Origin of the sequence: Leeuwenhoekiella marinoflava DSM 3653 (assembly GCF_900129005.1) — a bacterium.
GTDB classification, from domain to species: Bacteria; Bacteroidota; Bacteroidia; order Flavobacteriales; family Flavobacteriaceae; genus Leeuwenhoekiella; species Leeuwenhoekiella marinoflava.
This window is the reverse complement of the sequence record NZ_FQUN01000012.1, coordinates 21,925-38,777: the sequence shown is the minus strand read 5'-3', so window position 1 is coordinate 38,777 and position 16,853 is coordinate 21,925. Positions and strand designations below refer to the sequence as shown.

Here is a 16,853-nt window from a genome sequence, read left to right as displayed (position 1 = left end):
ACCGAAGGTATAATTTTTTAGACTAAAGATCCATACTGATAAATTTCAGTTTTTGAACCAAATCATCGACACAGATTACTTTCGGCTTTGCCTTATAAGAAGACTACCTCGGGGCAAGCCCACAAAGCATTCGTTAGAAACAAATTTTCAATTTTGAGACAAGCCATGGGCTATTAAACCCTTTGGCGGCGCCAATAAAATATTAACTTATCAAAACAAGCTAGTTTCCCTTTGCGCTTTATTTAACTTTGCAACTTTAAAACTAATTGGTTTATGACAGTTAACGATATTGCTTCGGCACTTGAAGAATTTGCACCATTGACTTATGCAGAAGATTTTGATAACGTAGGCTTACTTCTAGGCAACAAAAACACGGAAGTTACCGGTGTTTTGGTAGCGCTTGACACGCTAGAAAATACAGTTGATGAAGCGATTGCAAATAACTGCAACCTTATCGTAAGTTTTCATCCCATTATTTTTAGCGGACTTAAAAAAATTACGGGTAAAAATTATGTGGAGCGGGTCATTCTAAAAGCGATTAAGAACGATATCGCGATTTATGCTATTCACACTGCTTTAGACAATATGCCGCACGGTGTAAGCAAAGGTATGTGCGATGCATTAAAGCTAGAGAATAGAAAGGTTTTAATCCCACGTAAAGGCGTTATAAAGAAGCTGACCACTTATGTTCCTAAAAACGAAGTCATCGCTGTAAGAGAGTCTCTATTTAAAGCAGGCGCAGGAAACATAGGTAATTATGAGCAATGCAGTTTTAGCACTAAAGGCAAAGGAACTTTTATGGGCAATGAAGACAGCAACCCTACAATTGGCAATCGCCTGGAATTACAAATAGAAAAAGAAGTTCAGCTCAATATTACTTTTGAAGCTCGACTAGAATCGGCCGTTTTAAAAGCACTTTTCAATACCCATTCTTATGAAGAAGTCGCTTATGAGATTACAACCCTTGACAATCAGAATCAAAACATTGGTATGGGAATGATTGGAGCATTAACGACTCCACTTGAAGAAGTAGCATTCCTTAAAATGGTTAAGAAAGCTTTTAACGCTGAAGGAATTAGGCATTCTCCATTTTGCAATAAACCTATTAAAAAAGTTGCTGTTTTAGGCGGAAGCGGAAGTTTTGCGATTAACGCCGCACTTAAAGCAGGTGCCGATGCTTTTATTACGGCAGACCTTAAATACCATCAGTTTTATCAAGCTGAACGTCAACTGATTCTTGCAGATATTGGTCACTATGAGAGCGAGCAATTCACAAAAAATATTTTGACCGACTTTCTTACGAAAAAATTTACTAATTTTGCAGTCGTTTTATCAGACGAAAACACCAATCCTATTAAGTATTTATAATATGGCAAAAAAGACCGAAGCAACTGTAGAAGAGAAACTCAGAGCATTATATGATTTGCAGCTGATACACTCTCGTGTTGATACCATACGCAACGTGCGTGGTGAGCTTCCTTTAGAAGTAGAAGATCTTGAAGATGAAGTTGCAGGATTAAATACCCGACTTGAAAAATTAGGAGGTGAGCTTAGCTTGATCGACGATCAAATAAAAGCTAAGAAAATTCTTATTGAAGACGCAAAAGCCGCTATCAAGAAATATACTGAGCAGCAAAAAAATGTGCGTAACAACAGAGAATACAACTCACTAAGTAAAGAAATCGAATTTCAGGAATTAGAAATTCAACTTGCTGAAAAGAACATCAGAGAATTTCGTGCTCAAATAGAGCAGAAAAACGAAGTAATCGATACTACCAAAGAACGTGTTGAAGAGCGTAAGAAGCACTTAAAGCACAAAAAAGAAGAACTTGACGAGATCTTAGCTGAAACTGAAAAAGAAGAACAAGCGCTTCTTGCAAAAGGTGAAAGCTATGAAGATCAAATTGACGAGCGTCTTGTTAAAGCATATAAGCGTATTCGTTCTAACGTGCGTAACGGTCTTGCTGTTGTTGCTATAGAACGTGGAGCTTCCGGAGGTTCTTTCTTCACAATCCCACCACAGATTCAGGTCGAGATTGCTGGTCGTAAAAAGATCATCACAGATGAGCACAGTGGTCGTATTTTAGTTGATGAAGAATTGGCTAAAGAAGAACAACAAAAAATGGAATCGATTTTCTCTAAGATCTAAGAAAATCTTTTTTTTTCGATATTTAAAAGCTCTGTTTTAACGGAGCTTTTTTTATGACACATTTTTAGAGTTTAACAGGGTATTAGCAAGGCTGCATAATTGATTCTTCTATATTTAGTATTAAACTCAACTTTATGAGACTGTGCTCCCTACTTATACTTACTTTTTTTACAACCATGAGTTGTAAAAATACCGGCCCTTCTGCTGAAGATCAAAAAATGGCTCAGTTAGACCCCGTGCAAACTGAAGCTGTTGATGGGTACGAAAGGGCTTATTTTGCCAGTGGTTGCTTCTGGTGTGTAGAAGCTGTGTTTGAAAGCGTAAAAGGCGTTAAAGAAGCCGTAAGCGGTTATTCTGGAGGCACCATAAAAAACCCGACGTACAAACAAGTCAGTTATGGTAAAACCAATCATGCTGAAGCTGTAGCGGTATTTTACGATCCTAAAGTCATTAGCTTTCGAAATTTGGTTTTGGTATTTTTTGGCTCTCAGGATCCAACAACACTAAACCGACAAGGTCCGGATCGCGGTCGCCAATATCGTTCTATCGCTTTTTATCAAAATAGCGATCAGAAAAAAATTATAGAAGATATTATAGCTGAACTCAATGAAACAGTTTATGATGATCAAATTGTAACGCAGGTTTTACCATTTCAAAAATTCTGGCAAGCGGAAGGTTACCATCAGAATTATGAGCGAAACAATCCAAAAGATCCTTATATACAAGGAGTATCAATCCCCAGACTCAATAGATTTAAAAAACAATTCCCAGAACTTTTAAAAGACAACGCCCACTAATGAGAACCATCACTAATTTAGCTCTGTTTTTATTTGCCCTATCTTCAACCGCTCAAGAAGATTTTTCAAAATACAAATGGCGTAACCGTATTCTCGTATTTTCAACCGGGAATCTAGAGAGCGAGACGTTTAGTGCCCAGTGGGAGGCATTTAAAAGTTCTCATAAAAAATTAGAGGATCGTAACATCGTCCTTTTTGTTTTAGCAAAAGGACGCATTTACGACAAAGAATTAAAGGCGATTCATCACTATCACATCGCTCCACTTCGCAAAAAATATCAGATTCCACAAACTTTTAATGGAGTAACCTTGATAGGGAAAGATGGCCTGGTAAAACTTCAAAAACAATTTACAGTTGAGCCTCAGTTTATTTATGAAACAATAGATCAAATGCCGATGAGGCAACGTGAAATGCGTGAAAATTTAGACGATTAAGGCGCTGTTGCTTTCAATTCGAAAATTAAGGGATATAATTTGTTTTGCAATTCATAACCCGTTTCAGTCTTTTGCAGATTTGGTAAGATATTATAAGGAGATGCATCGTTTTCCTTTAAATACTCAATCCTCAAACCTGCTTCAGCTAACGCTGAAACCACAGCTCCCAAACCGTGATTCCAAGTATACTCTTTTGTAGTTATAGCTGCATCTTTATCAGCATACGTTCCGGTATTTTCCTCATATATAAGTTCGTCTTGCATATAACCGTATCTCATTTCAGGCGGATTTTTCTGATAGTCCCACATCCATACTATCGGATGAAATTCTACAATATAAAATATGCCTCCGGGTTTCAAACAGGTTTTAATCATTTTAGCCCAAGGTTTCAGATCTGGCAACCATCCCAATACTCCATAACTTGTAAAAACAATGTCATATGTCTGAGTGACCAATTCTGCAGTATCTAAAACATTTCCGCAAATAAATTGAGCGTTGAGATTCAGTTCTGTATTTAACTTCTTTGCGGTTTCAATAGCCACATCAGAACTATCAATACCGGTACATAGGGCTCCTCTCCTGCTCCAACTCAAAGTATCTTGACCAAAGTGACATTGCAAATGCAATAAGGATTTCCCCTCAACATCAGGCAGGGCATTCAGTTCATAAGCATTTAGACTGCTTTCTCCTTTTTTAAAGGCTTCCACATTGTAGAAATCACTCGTAAGATGCGGTTGAACCTTTTGATTCCAGGCCTGTTTATTCGTTTCAAAATATTCGTATAATCCCATTTTACCAAACGTTTAACACCTAATTGCGTTAGGCTGAAGTATTTTCAAAGACAAAATAAGGAATCTTAACTTACATCAAGCATAGTCTATATTTTGATGTCTAGTTTTATAAAAATTGAAAAAGAAAACTATTATGAAAACCAATCAGGCATTATTGCAATCCTTTAAGCTAGGAGATATCACATTAAAAAATCGTCTCGTTATGGCTCCTATGACCAGAAGCCGTGCCGAAAATTCTGAAAATGCTCCTACTGAAATGCATGTAGCATATTATACTCAGCGTGCCGGAGCCGGACTGATTATTACTGAAGGCTCACAGGTTTCTAAGCGTGCAGTGGGATATATTCACACCGCGGGTATTCACTCTAAAGCTCAAGTTGAAGGCTGGAAAAAAGTAGTTGATGCGGTTCACAAAGAAAACGGAAAAATATTTATACAACTGTGGCACGTGGGGCGTATGTCGCATCCTGATTTTCATAACGGGAAAAAGCCATTAGCACCAAGTGCGGTAAATCCGAACTCAAAATCATTTACAACAAAAGGCTTTAAAGAAACTGTAGAACCTAAAGCAATGACACTTCAAGAGATTGAAGAAACTCAGCAAGAATTTGTAAACGCTACAAAAAATGCAGTTGAAGCAGGTTTTGATGGCGTAGAAATCCACAGTTCTAATGGATATTTATTTCATCAGTTTTTTAATAAAAATGCTAATGTGCGTACAGATGAGTATGGTGGAAGTATTGAAAACCGTGTTCGCTTTTTCTTTGAAACCTTAGATAAGGTGAAAGAAGTAATCCCTGAAAACAAAATTGGAATTCGTCTAAATCCATCCTTAAATGATGTCTTTGGGATTCAAGCTACAGAAGAAACCATACCTACTTTTGACCATATTATCGAGCGTCTTAATAATTATGATTTGGCGTACTTACACCTTTCAGAACCATTTACCGATGTGAGCGAAATTGATTTTCTCGAAACTGAAATCGCAAAAAGATACCGCCCTAAATACAAGGGTAATTTGATGATCAACACCGGATTTACTCAAGAGACCGCTAATGCTGTTATTGAAGCTGGTGATGCTGATCTTGTAGCTTTCGGAAAGTTATACATCTCCAATCCAGATCTTGCAGAACGCTTTGCTATTAACGCTCCTACAGCAGAATGGGACGAGGATACGTTTTATTCTCAAGGAGAAAAGGGATACACCGATTACCCTACCTATCAGGAAGAAAAGCAAGAAGCTTAATAGGCTAAAATTTTGTTATTTTGTTTAATCTTAACAGCCTACTGATTAAACAAGCAATAAATTGAGGGTAAGTTTATACTTACCCTTTTTTATGAGACATTATACTGATAAGGAAATAGAAGAATTGCCCTCAAGATATCGCGCGCACTTTATCAACAGCTGCACGGGATTTAAATCTGCAAATTTGTTAGGCACGGTCTCTGAAGACGGCATTAGCAATGTGGCTATTTTTAGTTCTGTAACGCATTTAGGCAGCAATCCTCCCCTATTGGGTTTTGTATTACGCCCTACTTCTGTTGAGCGCAATACTTATGACAACTTGCTTAAATCTGGTGTTTTTACGGTAAACCACGTGAATCAAAATTTTATTAAAGAAGCGCATAAAACTTCAGCTAAATACGAAGGAAACGTTTCAGAATTTGATAAAACGTTACTTTCTAAAGAATTTTTAGACGATTTTAAAGCTCCTTATGTAAAACAAAGCCGTATAAAAATGGGGTGCGAATTTGTTAATGAATATTTTATCAAAGAAAATGATTGTCATTTTATAATAGGTAAGATCAAACATATATATGTTGATGACCACATTCAGGCTGAAGATGGCTGGCTCAATCTTGAGCGTGCTCAGACGGTTTGTATTGACGGTCTTGACGGCTATGCTTTACCACAAATTTTGAATCGTTTTACGTATGCAAAACCCGATGAGGCTATACATTCATTTAGAGATCTTGGCTCATAAAAAAGTAAATCTTCCTGAAAAAATATGTGTAACATGCGGCAAGCCTTTTTCCTGGCGCAAGAAATGGGAAAAGAATTGGCAAGATGTAAAATACTGTAGCGAACGTTGCCGGCGTAATAAAAAGACTCTATAAATGAATTTAGTTTGGTTTAGAAATGATCTGAGAACACAAGATAATCATAGCTTAAATCGGGCATTAACAGATGCTGAAAGCGTAGTCGCAGTATACTGCTTTGACCCCAAGCAATTTAAAAAAGACCGTTTTGGATTTAAAAAAACTGAGCGATTTAGAGCGCAATTTCTAATTGAAACCATACAAGAATTAAAAAATAACCTTGCGGAATTCAACATTCCGCTTTTTGTGTTTTGCAAACAGCCGGAAGAAATACTCCCACAACTTATAAGCGATTACAATATCAATAAAGTATTTCTTCAAAAAGAATGGACGTATGAAGAGAGAAAAGTTTCAGATTCTATCAAAAAACATTCAAAGCCGGGGACTGAATTCATAGAGACTTTTGATCAATTCCTAATTCATCCTGAAGATCTTCCGTATGATCGTTTTGCAGATATTCCACAGGTTTTTACGCAGTGGCGTAAAAAATGTGAGAAACAAGCAAGCATTAGAGGTCTGGTAAAACCCAGAAAACTTTCCGAAGAAAATCTTCTAGATACACAGACTACAATCCCAACACTTACCGATCTACGACTTAAAGATTTTAAGCGAGATAATCGTTCAGCATTTCCTTTTAAAGGAGGAGAAAATCAAGCATTGCTTAGAATTCGATCTTATTTCTGGGAAACTAAAAAACTACAGGTTTATAAAAAAACTCGTAACGGACTTCTGGGCAACGACTACAGCTCTAAACTTTCGGCTTGGCTCGCAAACGGGAGTTTATCTCCCCGTACGGTCTATTGGTTGGTAAAAGAATTTGAAAAAAATCAAGTGAAAAACGAAAGTACCTATTGGTTGATTTTTGAACTTTTCTGGCGTGATTACTTTAAATATATTTCCCTAAAACACGGTGATAAAATCTTTTACTTAGGAGGAATTCTTGACAAAAAATACGACTGGAATCAGGGTAAAGAAACCCGTGATGCCTGGATAAGCGGTACTACCAAATATGATTTTGTAAATGCGAATATGCAAGAAATCGCAGCTACCGGATGGATGAGCAACCGCGGCAGACAAAATGTTGCGAGCTTTTGGTCTAAAGAAATGCAACAAGATTGGCGCATTGGCGCTGCCTATTTTGAGAGTATGCTCATAGATTATGATGTACACAGCAATTACGGCAATTGGATGTATAATAGTGGTGTGGGGAATGATCCTCGGGATCGAAAATTCAATATAAAAAGTCAGGCAGAGCGCTACGATGGTGATGGGAAATACCGCAGAACCTGGCTTCAAAAGTCTTTGTTTGATTAAAAAACTATTTGTGAAAAAGCTCCGTTTAATTCTTGGCGATCAACTCAATCATAAACACTCTTGGTTTGATGAGAATGACAAAGATGTGATTTATTTTATGGCAGAAATGCGTCAGGAAACGGATTATGTGGTGCAGCATATTCAGAAGGTAATCGGTTTTTTTGAAGCTATGCGCAACTTTGCAGACTGGTTAGAAGAGCGGGGCCACTTTGTTATTTATTATGATTTAAACCACCCTGATAATAAACAGGAATTATCTAAAAACCTGAATCAATTAATCAAAGCCCATCAAGTTGAGAAATTTGAATATCAGCTCCCTGATGAATACCGCTTAGATCAACAACTCAAACAATTTTGCGATACAGTAACACTTGATACAGAAGCTTATGACACGCAGCATTTCCTAACCAGCCGAACCGATCTGGAAGACTTTTTTAAAGGAAAGAAAACGTTTACCATGGAATATTTCTACCGCGATATGCGCAAGAAATACAACATGATGATGCTAACCGACAAAGATCCTGAAGGTGGTAAGTGGAACTTTGACCAAAGCAATCGTAAAAAATGGAGTGGTAAACCAGAGATTCCTCACGAGCGCGGATTTAGAAAAGATGTTTCGCAAACGCTAAAATGCATTAATGAGGCAGGTATAAAAACGATAGGGATGGTTGATGAAACTTCATTCAACTGGCCTACTTCGCGTGCAGACTCTTTGAGTGTACTCAACTATTTCTGTGAAAATCTGTTAGTTCATTTTGGCGATTATCAAGACGCGATGGACCCTGATCAGGTTTATTTATTTCACAGTAGATTGAGTTTTGCGATGAACAGTAAAATGTTGCATCCGTTGGAAGTCATTGAAAAGGTAATTGACTATTGGCGTGAAAATAGAAATCAAATAGACATCAGTCAGATTGAAGGTTTTGTGCGTCAAATACTGGGATGGCGAGAATATATGCGCGGAATCTACTGGATGAAAATGCCGGAATACCGAACTACCAATACATTAGAAAACCACAATAAGCTACCTGATTTTTACTGGACGGCAGAAACAAAAATGAACTGCTTGCATCACGCAATTAAACAAAGTCTGAATCACGCGTACGCGCACCACATTCAACGGTTGATGATTACCGGGAATTATGCGTTACTTACGCAAACACATCCTGATGAAGTTGACGAGTGGTACTTGGGTATTTATATTGATGCGATAGAATGGGTTGAAATTACAAACACTCGCGGCATGAGTCAGTTTGCTGATGGTGGACTTGTAGCTACAAAACCCTACGTTTCCAGCGGAAGCTACATCAATAAAATGAGCAATTATTGTAAGTCTTGCGAGTACACTGCTTCTAAAAAAACTGGTGATAATGCGTGCCCTTTCAACAGTTTATATTGGAATTTCTTGTTTGAAAAGCGAGAACACTTTAAGAATAACCAGCGTATGAATATGATGATGAGTCTTCTCGACAAAAAAGATCCTGATGACTTGCAAGAACTTGTAGATCGCGCTCAAGAAATCATAAAGAATCCACAAAACTTTTAATTACTGCGTTAATTCACTGTTAATCGAAATTCAAGTTGCTGACTATCTTACTACATTTAAATCACTAACCAATATCATTATTATTATGAGAGATATTATTTGGCTTATTGTAGTGATTCTATTAATTGGCTGGCTCGTGGGGTATTTTGGCTTCGCTGAGTCTGTAGGAAGTTTAATTCACATCCTGCTTGTACTTGCCGTAATTGCAATTCTCTATAAATTGGCCACAGGTCGCCGACTATAACAACCAAAGATTACTAACCTTAAACATTTAATTATGAAACGTATTTTTTTATTTTTATTTCTAGCCGGAGTAATGGGTACAACTTTACAAAGTTGTCGCGAATCTACCGGAGATAAAATTGAAGACGCAGCAGATGACATTGGTGACGCTGCAGAAGATGCTGTAGATTAATTACTACCGCATTTACAATCTGAAAGTCGTACTTATTCAAGTACGGCTTTTTTATTGTCTACACGTTAACAAGTCAACGTTAACAAGGGTTAAAGCTTTTTTTAAATCCCTCATTGATGCTTACTTTTAAAATAAAACAAATGCTATGAGCACGACAATTTTAAATAAACCAATAACAAACCTTCAAGGAACTTGGAAACTTGCCAACGGACATGAAATGCCTTACTTAGGATTAGGTGTCTGGAAGGCAGAAGATGGTGAAGAAGTTATCAATGCTGTAAAATGGGCGCTTGAAGCCGGTTATAGACATATAGACACTGCAAAAGCGTACGACAATGAAGAAGGTGTAGGAAAAGGAATCAAAGAAAGTGGAATTTCTAGAGAAGAACTATTCTTAACCAGTAAATTATGGAATAGCGACCAAGGTTATGAAAGCACGTTGAAAGCTTTTGACAACACCCTGAAACGTTTAGATACTGACTACCTCGATTTATACCTCATCCACTGGCCCGTAGAAGGGAAATATAAAGACACGTGGAGAGCGATGGAAAAACGCTACAAAGACGGAAAGATTAAAGCGATTGGAGTAAGTAATTTTTTAGAACACCAACTTAAGGATTTAATGCAAGATGCCGAAATCAATCCGATGGTAGATCAATTAGAATTTCACCCGTGGTTAGTCCAAAAAGATTTGCAAGATTTTTGTGCGACGCATAATATTCAATACCAAGCTTGGTCTCCGCTTATGCAGGGTAAAGCTTTCAAAAATGAGACTCTCAAAAAATTGGGCGAAAAGTATGATAAATCTCCAGCACATATTATATTGCGATGGGACCTTCAAAATGGAGTGGTGACGATACCAAAATCTACATCACAAGATCACATCATCAGCAATGCTAAAGTGTTTGATTTTGAGCTGAGTGACGAAGATATGCAGACCATAAATAAATTGGACAAACATGAACGCATAGGTCCTGATCCTGATAATTTTGACTTTTAAAAATCATCTATCCTATTTTTAGATATAGATAAATTAAAACCCGCTTCTCTGCGGGTTTTATGTTTTATAAAAGTTTTTTAGGACACGTATCAGTGCTTTTAATCTCAATTATCGAATAATTTCAGCTTAAAAGCTTCCCGTAGCCTAAAGAGTCTTTGTAGTTTTGCCGGCAAATTGATTTTTAAGTTATGTGGAATTTAGAAGGAAAAACAGCATTAATTACAGGAGGGACTAAAGGAATAGGTCGAGCCACAGTTTTAGAATTTGCAAAATTGGGAGCCAAAGTAATCTTCACGGCTCGTAACGGTAATGCTGTTGCAGAATTTCAGCAAGAATTAGCTGAAGCAGGCTACATAGCTTCTGGAATGGCAGGTGATGTGACTTCTGAAGATGATCAAGATAATTTAACTGATTTTGTTTTTCAACGTACCGGTTCTTTAGATATTCTCGTAAACAATGCCGGGACAAACATTCGTAAAGAAGCGGTGCTCTATGAGCCGGAAGAGTATCAAAAAATTCTGGGTACTAATCTTATTGCTCCTTTTGAATTGACCCGTAAATTTTTCGCTTTACTAAAAAGATCTGGTAAAGCTTCCGTTATCAATGTGGCTTCTGTTGCTGCAAGTCAGGATGTAAAAAGCGGCGCTCCTTATGCGATGGCAAAAGCCGGACTCTTACAACAAACCCGTAGTTTAGCTTCTGAGTGGGCTGAAAAAAATATACGAGTAAACGCAGTTTCTCCCTGGTATACCGAAACGCCACTCGTAAAACCAATTATAGAGCAGGAAGAGCGCTATGCTAAAATCATCGAGCGCACGCCACTTAAACGTTTTGCACAGCCTGAAGAATTAGCGAGCACTATTGCGTTTTTAGCAATGGATAAAGCTTCTTACATAACCGGTCAAAATCTGGTTGTAGACGGAGGGCTAAGTGCTAATGCGCTGTGACTTATTTTAAAACTTCAATTTTGAACTATTTATAACCTTGCGCCTGCAGGTCAAAAAGTTCAGCATATAATTTAGGAGTCTGCATCAATTCATTGTGTGTACCTAATTCGAGTATTTTACCGGCTTTAAGCACCAGAATACGGTCTGCCATACGCACCGTACTGAAGCGGTGCGAGATGATGATGCTGGTTTTTCCTTTGGTTAAATCTATAAAGCGTTCAAACACCTCATACTCCGCCTTAGCATCCAATGCAGATGTAGGTTCGTCTAAAACCATCACCATTGCATCTTTCATATAGGCACGAGCCAAAGCCACTTTTTGCCATTGTCCGCCAGAAAGTTCCTGTCCGTTTTTAAAGCGCTTCCCCAGTTGGGTCTCATAGCCTTCCTGCAAGTCACCAATCACCTCATTAGCCAAACTCAACTGCGCTGCATCCGTAATACGCTTATCATCTTGTACCGCAGCAATATCACCTACAGCAATATTTTCGCGCAGCGTAAACTCATACCTGAAAAAATCTTGAAAAATAACACCAAACATCTTCTGAAAATCAGCTTTGTTGTACTCATTTATATTGATTCCATCCAGTAAAATAGCTCCCTGAGTAGGTTCATAAAACCGAAGCATCAGTTTAATCAAGGTGGTTTTACCCGCTCCATTCTGACCTACAAAAGCCATTTTTTCTCCGGCTTTCAAGGTAAAACTCACACCTTTTAAAACTTCATGCTCGCTCCCGGGATAAGCAAAATGAACATCTTTCAACTCAAAACCGGTATGAATAACTTCCGGAAGTGGCAGAAATTCCCGGTTTTCATCAGGTATTTCCAGATCTATAAAATCAAAATAATCCTTAAGGTATAACGCACTTTGCGTAATTCTGGTAAAACTGGTAAAAAAGGTCTGTAAACTGTTTCGCAAACGGTTAAAAGAAGCAGATAAAAAAGTCAGTTCACCCACAGTGATTGCACCATCTAAAACACTTTTAATTATCACCAGATAAGCCGCATAATAACAAATCACACCCAAAACATTAAAAATAGCACTGTAAATACTGCGTTTAACAGTCAACTTTTTATTGATGTGATAATACCGCTCACTTAAAGTTTTAAAGCGCTTGGCTATAAAGTCTGTAAGACCAAAGAGTTTGATCTCTTTAGCGGTTTTGTCATTTGCACCTATATACCTCAGGTAATCGAGCTCCCGACGCTCTGTTGTCCAACTGCGAGACAGCGAATATTGCTGCCCACTGAAGCGGATCTCATTGATAAAAAGCGGTATGATACTCAAGGCCAATAATACGATCAGCAGTGGCTGAAAGTAAATCAAACCTGCTATTAAGGTTCCTATAGAAATTAAACTTTGTCCTTGTGCCAGAGACATACTCATCAAACCAACACGCCCCTGAGTTTGTTGACGGGCACGCTCTAGTTTATCGTAAAACTCTGAGTCTTCAAGCTGACTCATATCTATCTTACTGGTCTTACGAATCATCGTTTCTGAAGAAATGATGTTGTATTTATCACCCAGAAGACCGTCTGTAATTGCAATAATTCGGTTTATAATATCAGCAAAAACAGTGATAGCAAATTCGATTAAGACGTAATTCCATAACTGACCATAGGCTGCCTGCGGAGCTGCTACTTGGGCTATTACCTCATCAATTATAAGTTTTCCTACCCACAAAATAACCACCGGCGAAAACGCATTAATCAGCCTGCAAATCAGATTAATGGTAAACAGCAACGGACTAACACTCCATATTTCTTTAAAAAAACGAGGGATAAAACGCAACGCCTGAAAAGAGGCGCGTACGTTTGTTTTTTTAGTATCTGAAATACTTTCTAAACTTCTTGGCATTGTGCAAAGATACAGCGAAGCGCTTTGGGGATATTCTAAATCACCTGTAAAATTCTACTATAATGTACAGTCACAAAATGCGTCATTACCTTTACCCAGCCTGTAAGTCAACGTAAGACCCACGAAGCTGTACCAGTCATTATTAGAAAAATCTGGTAATTGATTGGGCTCCAGTCGTGCATCTTCAGGATGACTTCCGTCCAGATTATCTGTTACCGTATAACGCGGAGAAAGTTCTATGCCTACCATAAAATTACTCCCAACAAAAGTTTTGAAACCTATCCCAAAAGGAATCACCATTCGGGTTCTGGTTCCGTATTTTTCTGCTAATACATCTTCAAAACCAGCAGAGAGCGGGTAATACAATTCGTCATTATAAACAGTCCCTAAACCAGCGTGTACATAGAAATCAATTGGATTCCGGGCATTCTTTAAAAGTGAAAACGGTACATACTCAATACCTACAGAAGCTTCGATACTTTTATTTTCAAAAGAATAATATAAAGAGTTATTGCGACCAGTACCACGGTAACCATCAGCTGCATCACGGTCGTTATCATAAAGCGTAAAGAAAGTTATAGTCCCTCTGAGACTCAGCTTTTCATTAAAATTCATCTTACCTATCAAACCCAGAGTTGCTCTATTAGGCGACACAAATTTCTTTTCCCCTATTTCCCCATAATAATTTACACCCCCTAAATAAAGACCGAGATCATAAGTTTTCTTTTGTGCTTTTAACGTGTTTACAGCAAGAATAGCTATTAAAATTACGAATACATTGGCTTTCATCAGTAGAGTTTTAAAGTGAGCGTACTGGGCTTACAATAAGATTTGAGTTTATTATAAATTTATAAAACTTAAAAAAGTTTATAATAGTATTCTTAAATTTCAAAATACTAACATTTTTAGTTTTAACACCTTAAAAAACAACATAAATGTCTAATACAGGACTTATTATAGAAGAAAGAAGCAGGGATATTGGAGATTTTCTAGTAGGTAGATTACTGCCTTTTAGAAAAAAAAGAATGGTGGGTCCTTTTATTTTTATAGATCATATGGGGCCTAATCAACTAGGTCCAGAAAATTATCTGGATGTTGATCAACATCCACACATAGGGCTTTCAACATTAACCTATCTGCTAGAAGGTGAACTCATTCACGAAGACAGCACCGGCACCTATCAGCGCATCAAACCGGGATCTGTAAACTGGATGGTTTCCGGTAAAGGCGTTACCCATACAGAACGAACCCCTAAAGATTTTAGAAACGGAAATTCTTTTACGATGCACGGTTATCAGATCTGGGTTGCCTTGCCTAAAATGCTGGAGTTTACAGAACCTGCTTTTCACCATATTGATGCAAATGCATTACCACAATGGAAAGAAAATAATGCGCAATACAAACTCATCGCCGGTAAAGGCTATGGGAAAACGAGTCCGGTGCCGGTTCACTCCGACTTATTTATGATCGAAATCATTGCTGAGGAAGATCACAAACTCGACATTAAAGACAATCTTTTTGGGGAAGTTGGCGTCACTATCGTTTCAGGTGAAGTTGAAGCCTGCGGCGAAATCATTTCGGAAGGCAATATGCTGGTTAGTAAAACGAACGAAGTCTGTAAACTCAAAATTTTAAAAGGCGCACATATTTTTCTTTTCGGCGGAAAACCTTTCGAAGAAGAACGCTACATTTATTGGAATTTTGTTGCTACTTCAAAAGAACGTATAGAAAAAGCTAAAACACAATGGAAAAATCATGAGTTTCCTAAAGTTGAAGGCGATGACACCTACGTGCCCCTACCCTCTTAAACCTTACTGGTCTGAACCTTAAGTGATTTACGTTTATTCAAATAAAACAACACTAGAAACAGACTGCACAGAGCACTTGCAAAGAGAATATATAACAAAGGAGCTACGTTTTCAGTAACGAGTTGAGCCACCAGAATACTTGCCATAGAGCCAAATAGCATCCCTATACTCCCCACTAATGCAGAAGCACTACCGGCTTGCTTGGTAAACGGATCTAAAGAAAGTGCGGTAACATTGGGGTTTTGAAAACCTACTAAAAACAACATTAAAAACAGGAATGGATAAACCACCCAAAACTGAAGCGCTAAAAAACTAATGGCAATACCACCTGTGGTGAGTACAGATAAAGCCAAACAGGTAGCAACAGTTATTTGGAGTAAAGAAAAGCGTTTTAATGCCAGACGATTAAACTGACTACCAAGAATAAGGCCTAACGCATTACTTCCAAAAACCCAACCAAATTGTTGTTCACTCAAACCAAAAAATTCGATAAAAATAAAAGGAGCACTACTCACGTAACTCAACAAACAAGCCATCGTAAACCCTCTGGTCATTGCGAAAATAAAGAATTCACGATTTTTTAGAATAGATATATATTCTGTGATAATCTTTGTAGGTCTTAAACTCGTGGTCTTGTTAGGAGCTGCACTTTCGGGCAAAACATACGTGATAAGCAAAAGCATTAAAACTGAAAAAACAGCCAAAATATAAAAAACAGCTTGCCAGTCAAAAGCTCCTATAACAAGTCCGCCTACTGTAGGTGCGATTATGGGGGCAACTCCCATTATAAGCATTAAGGTAGAAAGCACATCTGCAACCTGTTTCTTTTCAAAAAGATCCCGCACAATAGCTTTAGAAGCAACCATACCGGCACAACCACCCAATGCCATAAAAAAGCGTGCACCTATCAAAATGTTTAAATTCCAGCTAAAGGCACACAAAAGAGCTGTAACAGTATAAAGTATCAATCCGCCAATGAGCGGCCTACGCCTTCCAAAACGATCCATAAGCGGACCGTAAGCCAATTGACCCAGTGCAATACCAATAAGGTAACTTGTTAAAGTTAAACCTACTTTACTAATATCTACCCCAAAATCGTCTGCAACATTACCAAACCCCGGTAAATACATATCTATAGAAAAAGGACCTATAGCGATGAGTGTTCCTAAAATAAGTACGATAAGATTGCGGGAAGATGTTGTAAATCGTTTTGCCATATTCTGATTCTAAAATGCAAAATTAACCTATGTTCTTACAAAAAGCAGGCTGCATCATGTTATTAAAACTCTAAAACCCTTGGTCAGTTTCTTAAGGTAACGTTGTCGTTGGAGTTAAAACAAAAAGAGATGCCCGGTGAGCATCTCTTTTTAATTTGGCCTTGTCGTTTAAATTCTAACCGCTTCGGTATTTTCAGATAAAAACCATTGGTCATTTTTAATCTTTTTAAACGACTCTGATTCCCGTATTACATAGTCGCTGCTTTTTTTAAACTTTTGAAGAAGTTCAAAATTCACATGAATAGGAACTTTTAAACCAGGATAGTTAATAGCATACAAATCATCCTTTTTCCCTACTAACTCTAACTCAATTGGTGTTTCCATAATTAAAAGGTTTAATTAATAGTTTTTCTTTTTTACTAACAAAAAAAATACCAATGCCTTTTGCTAAATAAGAGTTTTTAATAAGACTGTCAA

At 37.7% G+C, this 16,853-nt stretch carries 19 protein-coding genes; 14 read left to right on the top strand and 5 right to left on the bottom strand.

Translation table 11 applies throughout. The features are described 5' to 3' along the window. The first annotated feature begins 273 nt into the window (after positions 1–273). The 4 genes from BUB91_RS11825 (at position 274) to BUB91_RS11810 (ending at position 3,380) form a co-directional block, all read left to right on the top strand. Positions 274–1,368, top strand: coding sequence for a Nif3-like dinuclear metal center hexameric protein (locus BUB91_RS11825; protein WP_073099443.1), 1,095 nt, complete (start codon positions 274–276; stop codon positions 1,366–1,368). Position 1,369: 1 nt separating this feature from the next. After that, the gene (locus BUB91_RS11820) at positions 1,370–2,149 is read left to right on the top strand and encodes a zinc ribbon domain-containing protein (protein WP_073099442.1); all 780 of its coding nucleotides are present in this window, start codon (positions 1,370–1,372) and stop codon (positions 2,147–2,149) included. Between the two features lie 176 nt (positions 2,150–2,325). Further along, positions 2,326–2,946 carry a peptide-methionine (S)-S-oxide reductase MsrA gene (gene msrA / locus BUB91_RS11815; RefSeq protein ID WP_241652658.1) on the top strand — a complete coding sequence of 207 codons (621 nt, stop codon included), beginning with the start codon at positions 2,326–2,328 and terminating at the stop codon, positions 2,944–2,946. After that, positions 2,946–3,380 carry a DUF4174 domain-containing protein gene (locus tag BUB91_RS11810; RefSeq protein ID WP_073099440.1) on the top strand — a complete coding sequence of 145 codons (435 nt, stop codon included), beginning with the start codon at positions 2,946–2,948 and terminating at the stop codon, positions 3,378–3,380. Before msrA ends, BUB91_RS11810 begins: the two co-directional genes overlap by 1 nt. Here BUB91_RS11810 and BUB91_RS11805 read toward each other — a convergent pair. Then, positions 3,377–4,171: a class I SAM-dependent methyltransferase gene (locus BUB91_RS11805; protein ID WP_073099439.1), complete on the bottom strand. Its 795-nt coding sequence runs from the start codon at positions 4,169–4,171 to the stop codon at positions 3,377–3,379. The two genes, BUB91_RS11810 and BUB91_RS11805, sit on opposite strands and share 4 nt — an antisense overlap. Positions 4,172–4,304: 133 nt before the next feature. Here BUB91_RS11805 and BUB91_RS11800 point away from each other — a divergent pair, with 133 nt between their 5' ends. The 9 genes from BUB91_RS11800 to BUB91_RS11770 all read left to right on the top strand — a co-directional run bounded on the left by BUB91_RS11800 (position 4,305) and on the right by BUB91_RS11770 (position 11,493). Then, positions 4,305–5,417 carry an alkene reductase gene (locus tag BUB91_RS11800; RefSeq protein WP_073099438.1) on the top strand — a complete coding sequence of 371 codons (1,113 nt, stop codon included), beginning with the start codon at positions 4,305–4,307 and terminating at the stop codon, positions 5,415–5,417. A 91-nt stretch (positions 5,418–5,508) separates the two neighbouring features. After that, positions 5,509–6,156 (top strand): flavin reductase family protein, encoded by a 648-nt coding sequence (locus BUB91_RS11795; protein ID WP_073099437.1) that lies wholly within the window; start codon positions 5,509–5,511, stop codon positions 6,154–6,156. Beyond that, positions 6,146–6,289: a DUF2256 domain-containing protein gene (locus BUB91_RS11790; protein WP_073099436.1), complete on the top strand. Its 144-nt coding sequence runs from the start codon at positions 6,146–6,148 to the stop codon at positions 6,287–6,289. The genes BUB91_RS11795 and BUB91_RS11790 overlap by 11 nt, the downstream gene beginning before the upstream one ends. Next, positions 6,290–7,585 carry a DASH family cryptochrome gene (locus BUB91_RS11785; protein WP_073099435.1) on the top strand — a complete coding sequence of 432 codons (1,296 nt, stop codon included), beginning with the start codon at positions 6,290–6,292 and terminating at the stop codon, positions 7,583–7,585. Positions 7,586–7,595: 10 nt separating this feature from the next. Continuing rightward, complete coding sequence (locus BUB91_RS11780; protein ID WP_073099632.1) at positions 7,596–9,131, top strand: cryptochrome/photolyase family protein; 1,536 nt, start codon at positions 7,596–7,598, stop codon at positions 9,129–9,131. 85 nt (positions 9,132–9,216) lie between these two features. After that, a complete protein-coding gene (locus BUB91_RS20790) occupies positions 9,217–9,375 on the top strand; it encodes a lmo0937 family membrane protein (RefSeq protein WP_128759385.1) in 159 nt (52 codons plus the stop codon). A 33-nt stretch (positions 9,376–9,408) separates the two neighbouring features. Continuing rightward, positions 9,409–9,546 carry a hypothetical protein gene (locus tag BUB91_RS21050; protein ID WP_164916932.1) on the top strand — a complete coding sequence of 46 codons (138 nt, stop codon included), beginning with the start codon at positions 9,409–9,411 and terminating at the stop codon, positions 9,544–9,546. Between the two features lie 145 nt (positions 9,547–9,691). Continuing rightward, complete coding sequence (locus BUB91_RS11775) at positions 9,692–10,546, top strand: aldo/keto reductase (protein ID WP_073099434.1); 855 nt, start codon at positions 9,692–9,694, stop codon at positions 10,544–10,546. 188 nt (positions 10,547–10,734) lie between these two features. Further along, positions 10,735–11,493: an SDR family oxidoreductase gene (locus BUB91_RS11770; protein WP_073099433.1), complete on the top strand. Its 759-nt coding sequence runs from the start codon at positions 10,735–10,737 to the stop codon at positions 11,491–11,493. A gap of 25 nt (positions 11,494–11,518) precedes the next feature. Here BUB91_RS11770 and BUB91_RS11765 read toward each other — a convergent pair whose 3' ends face one another. Both BUB91_RS11765 and porG read right to left on the bottom strand, forming a co-directional pair. Then, positions 11,519–13,351: an ABC transporter ATP-binding protein gene (locus BUB91_RS11765; protein WP_073099432.1), complete on the bottom strand. Its 1,833-nt coding sequence runs from the start codon at positions 13,349–13,351 to the stop codon at positions 11,519–11,521. A gap of 57 nt (positions 13,352–13,408) precedes the next feature. Further along, entirely contained in the window at positions 13,409–14,140 is a 732-nt protein-coding gene (porG, locus tag BUB91_RS11760; RefSeq protein WP_073099431.1) for a type IX secretion system protein PorG, read from the bottom strand. 146 nt (positions 14,141–14,286) lie between these two features. Between porG and BUB91_RS11755 the strand changes: the two genes are divergently transcribed. Beyond that, positions 14,287–15,159 (top strand): pirin family protein, encoded by an 873-nt coding sequence (locus BUB91_RS11755; protein ID WP_073099430.1) that lies wholly within the window; start codon positions 14,287–14,289, stop codon positions 15,157–15,159. On the opposite strand, the gene BUB91_RS11750 is transcribed toward BUB91_RS11755, so the two are convergent. Together BUB91_RS11750 and BUB91_RS11745 are read right to left on the bottom strand one after the other, a co-directional pair. Further along, on the bottom strand, positions 15,156–16,376 hold the full coding sequence (locus BUB91_RS11750; protein ID WP_073099429.1) for a multidrug effflux MFS transporter: 1,221 nt from the start codon (positions 16,374–16,376) through the stop codon (positions 15,156–15,158). The genes BUB91_RS11755 and BUB91_RS11750 overlap by 4 nt on opposite strands. Positions 16,377–16,544: 168 nt before the next feature. Continuing rightward, a complete protein-coding gene (locus BUB91_RS11745) occupies positions 16,545–16,760 on the bottom strand; it encodes a hypothetical protein (protein ID WP_073099428.1) in 216 nt (71 codons plus the stop codon). Between the last annotated feature and the right edge of the window lie 93 nt (positions 16,761–16,853).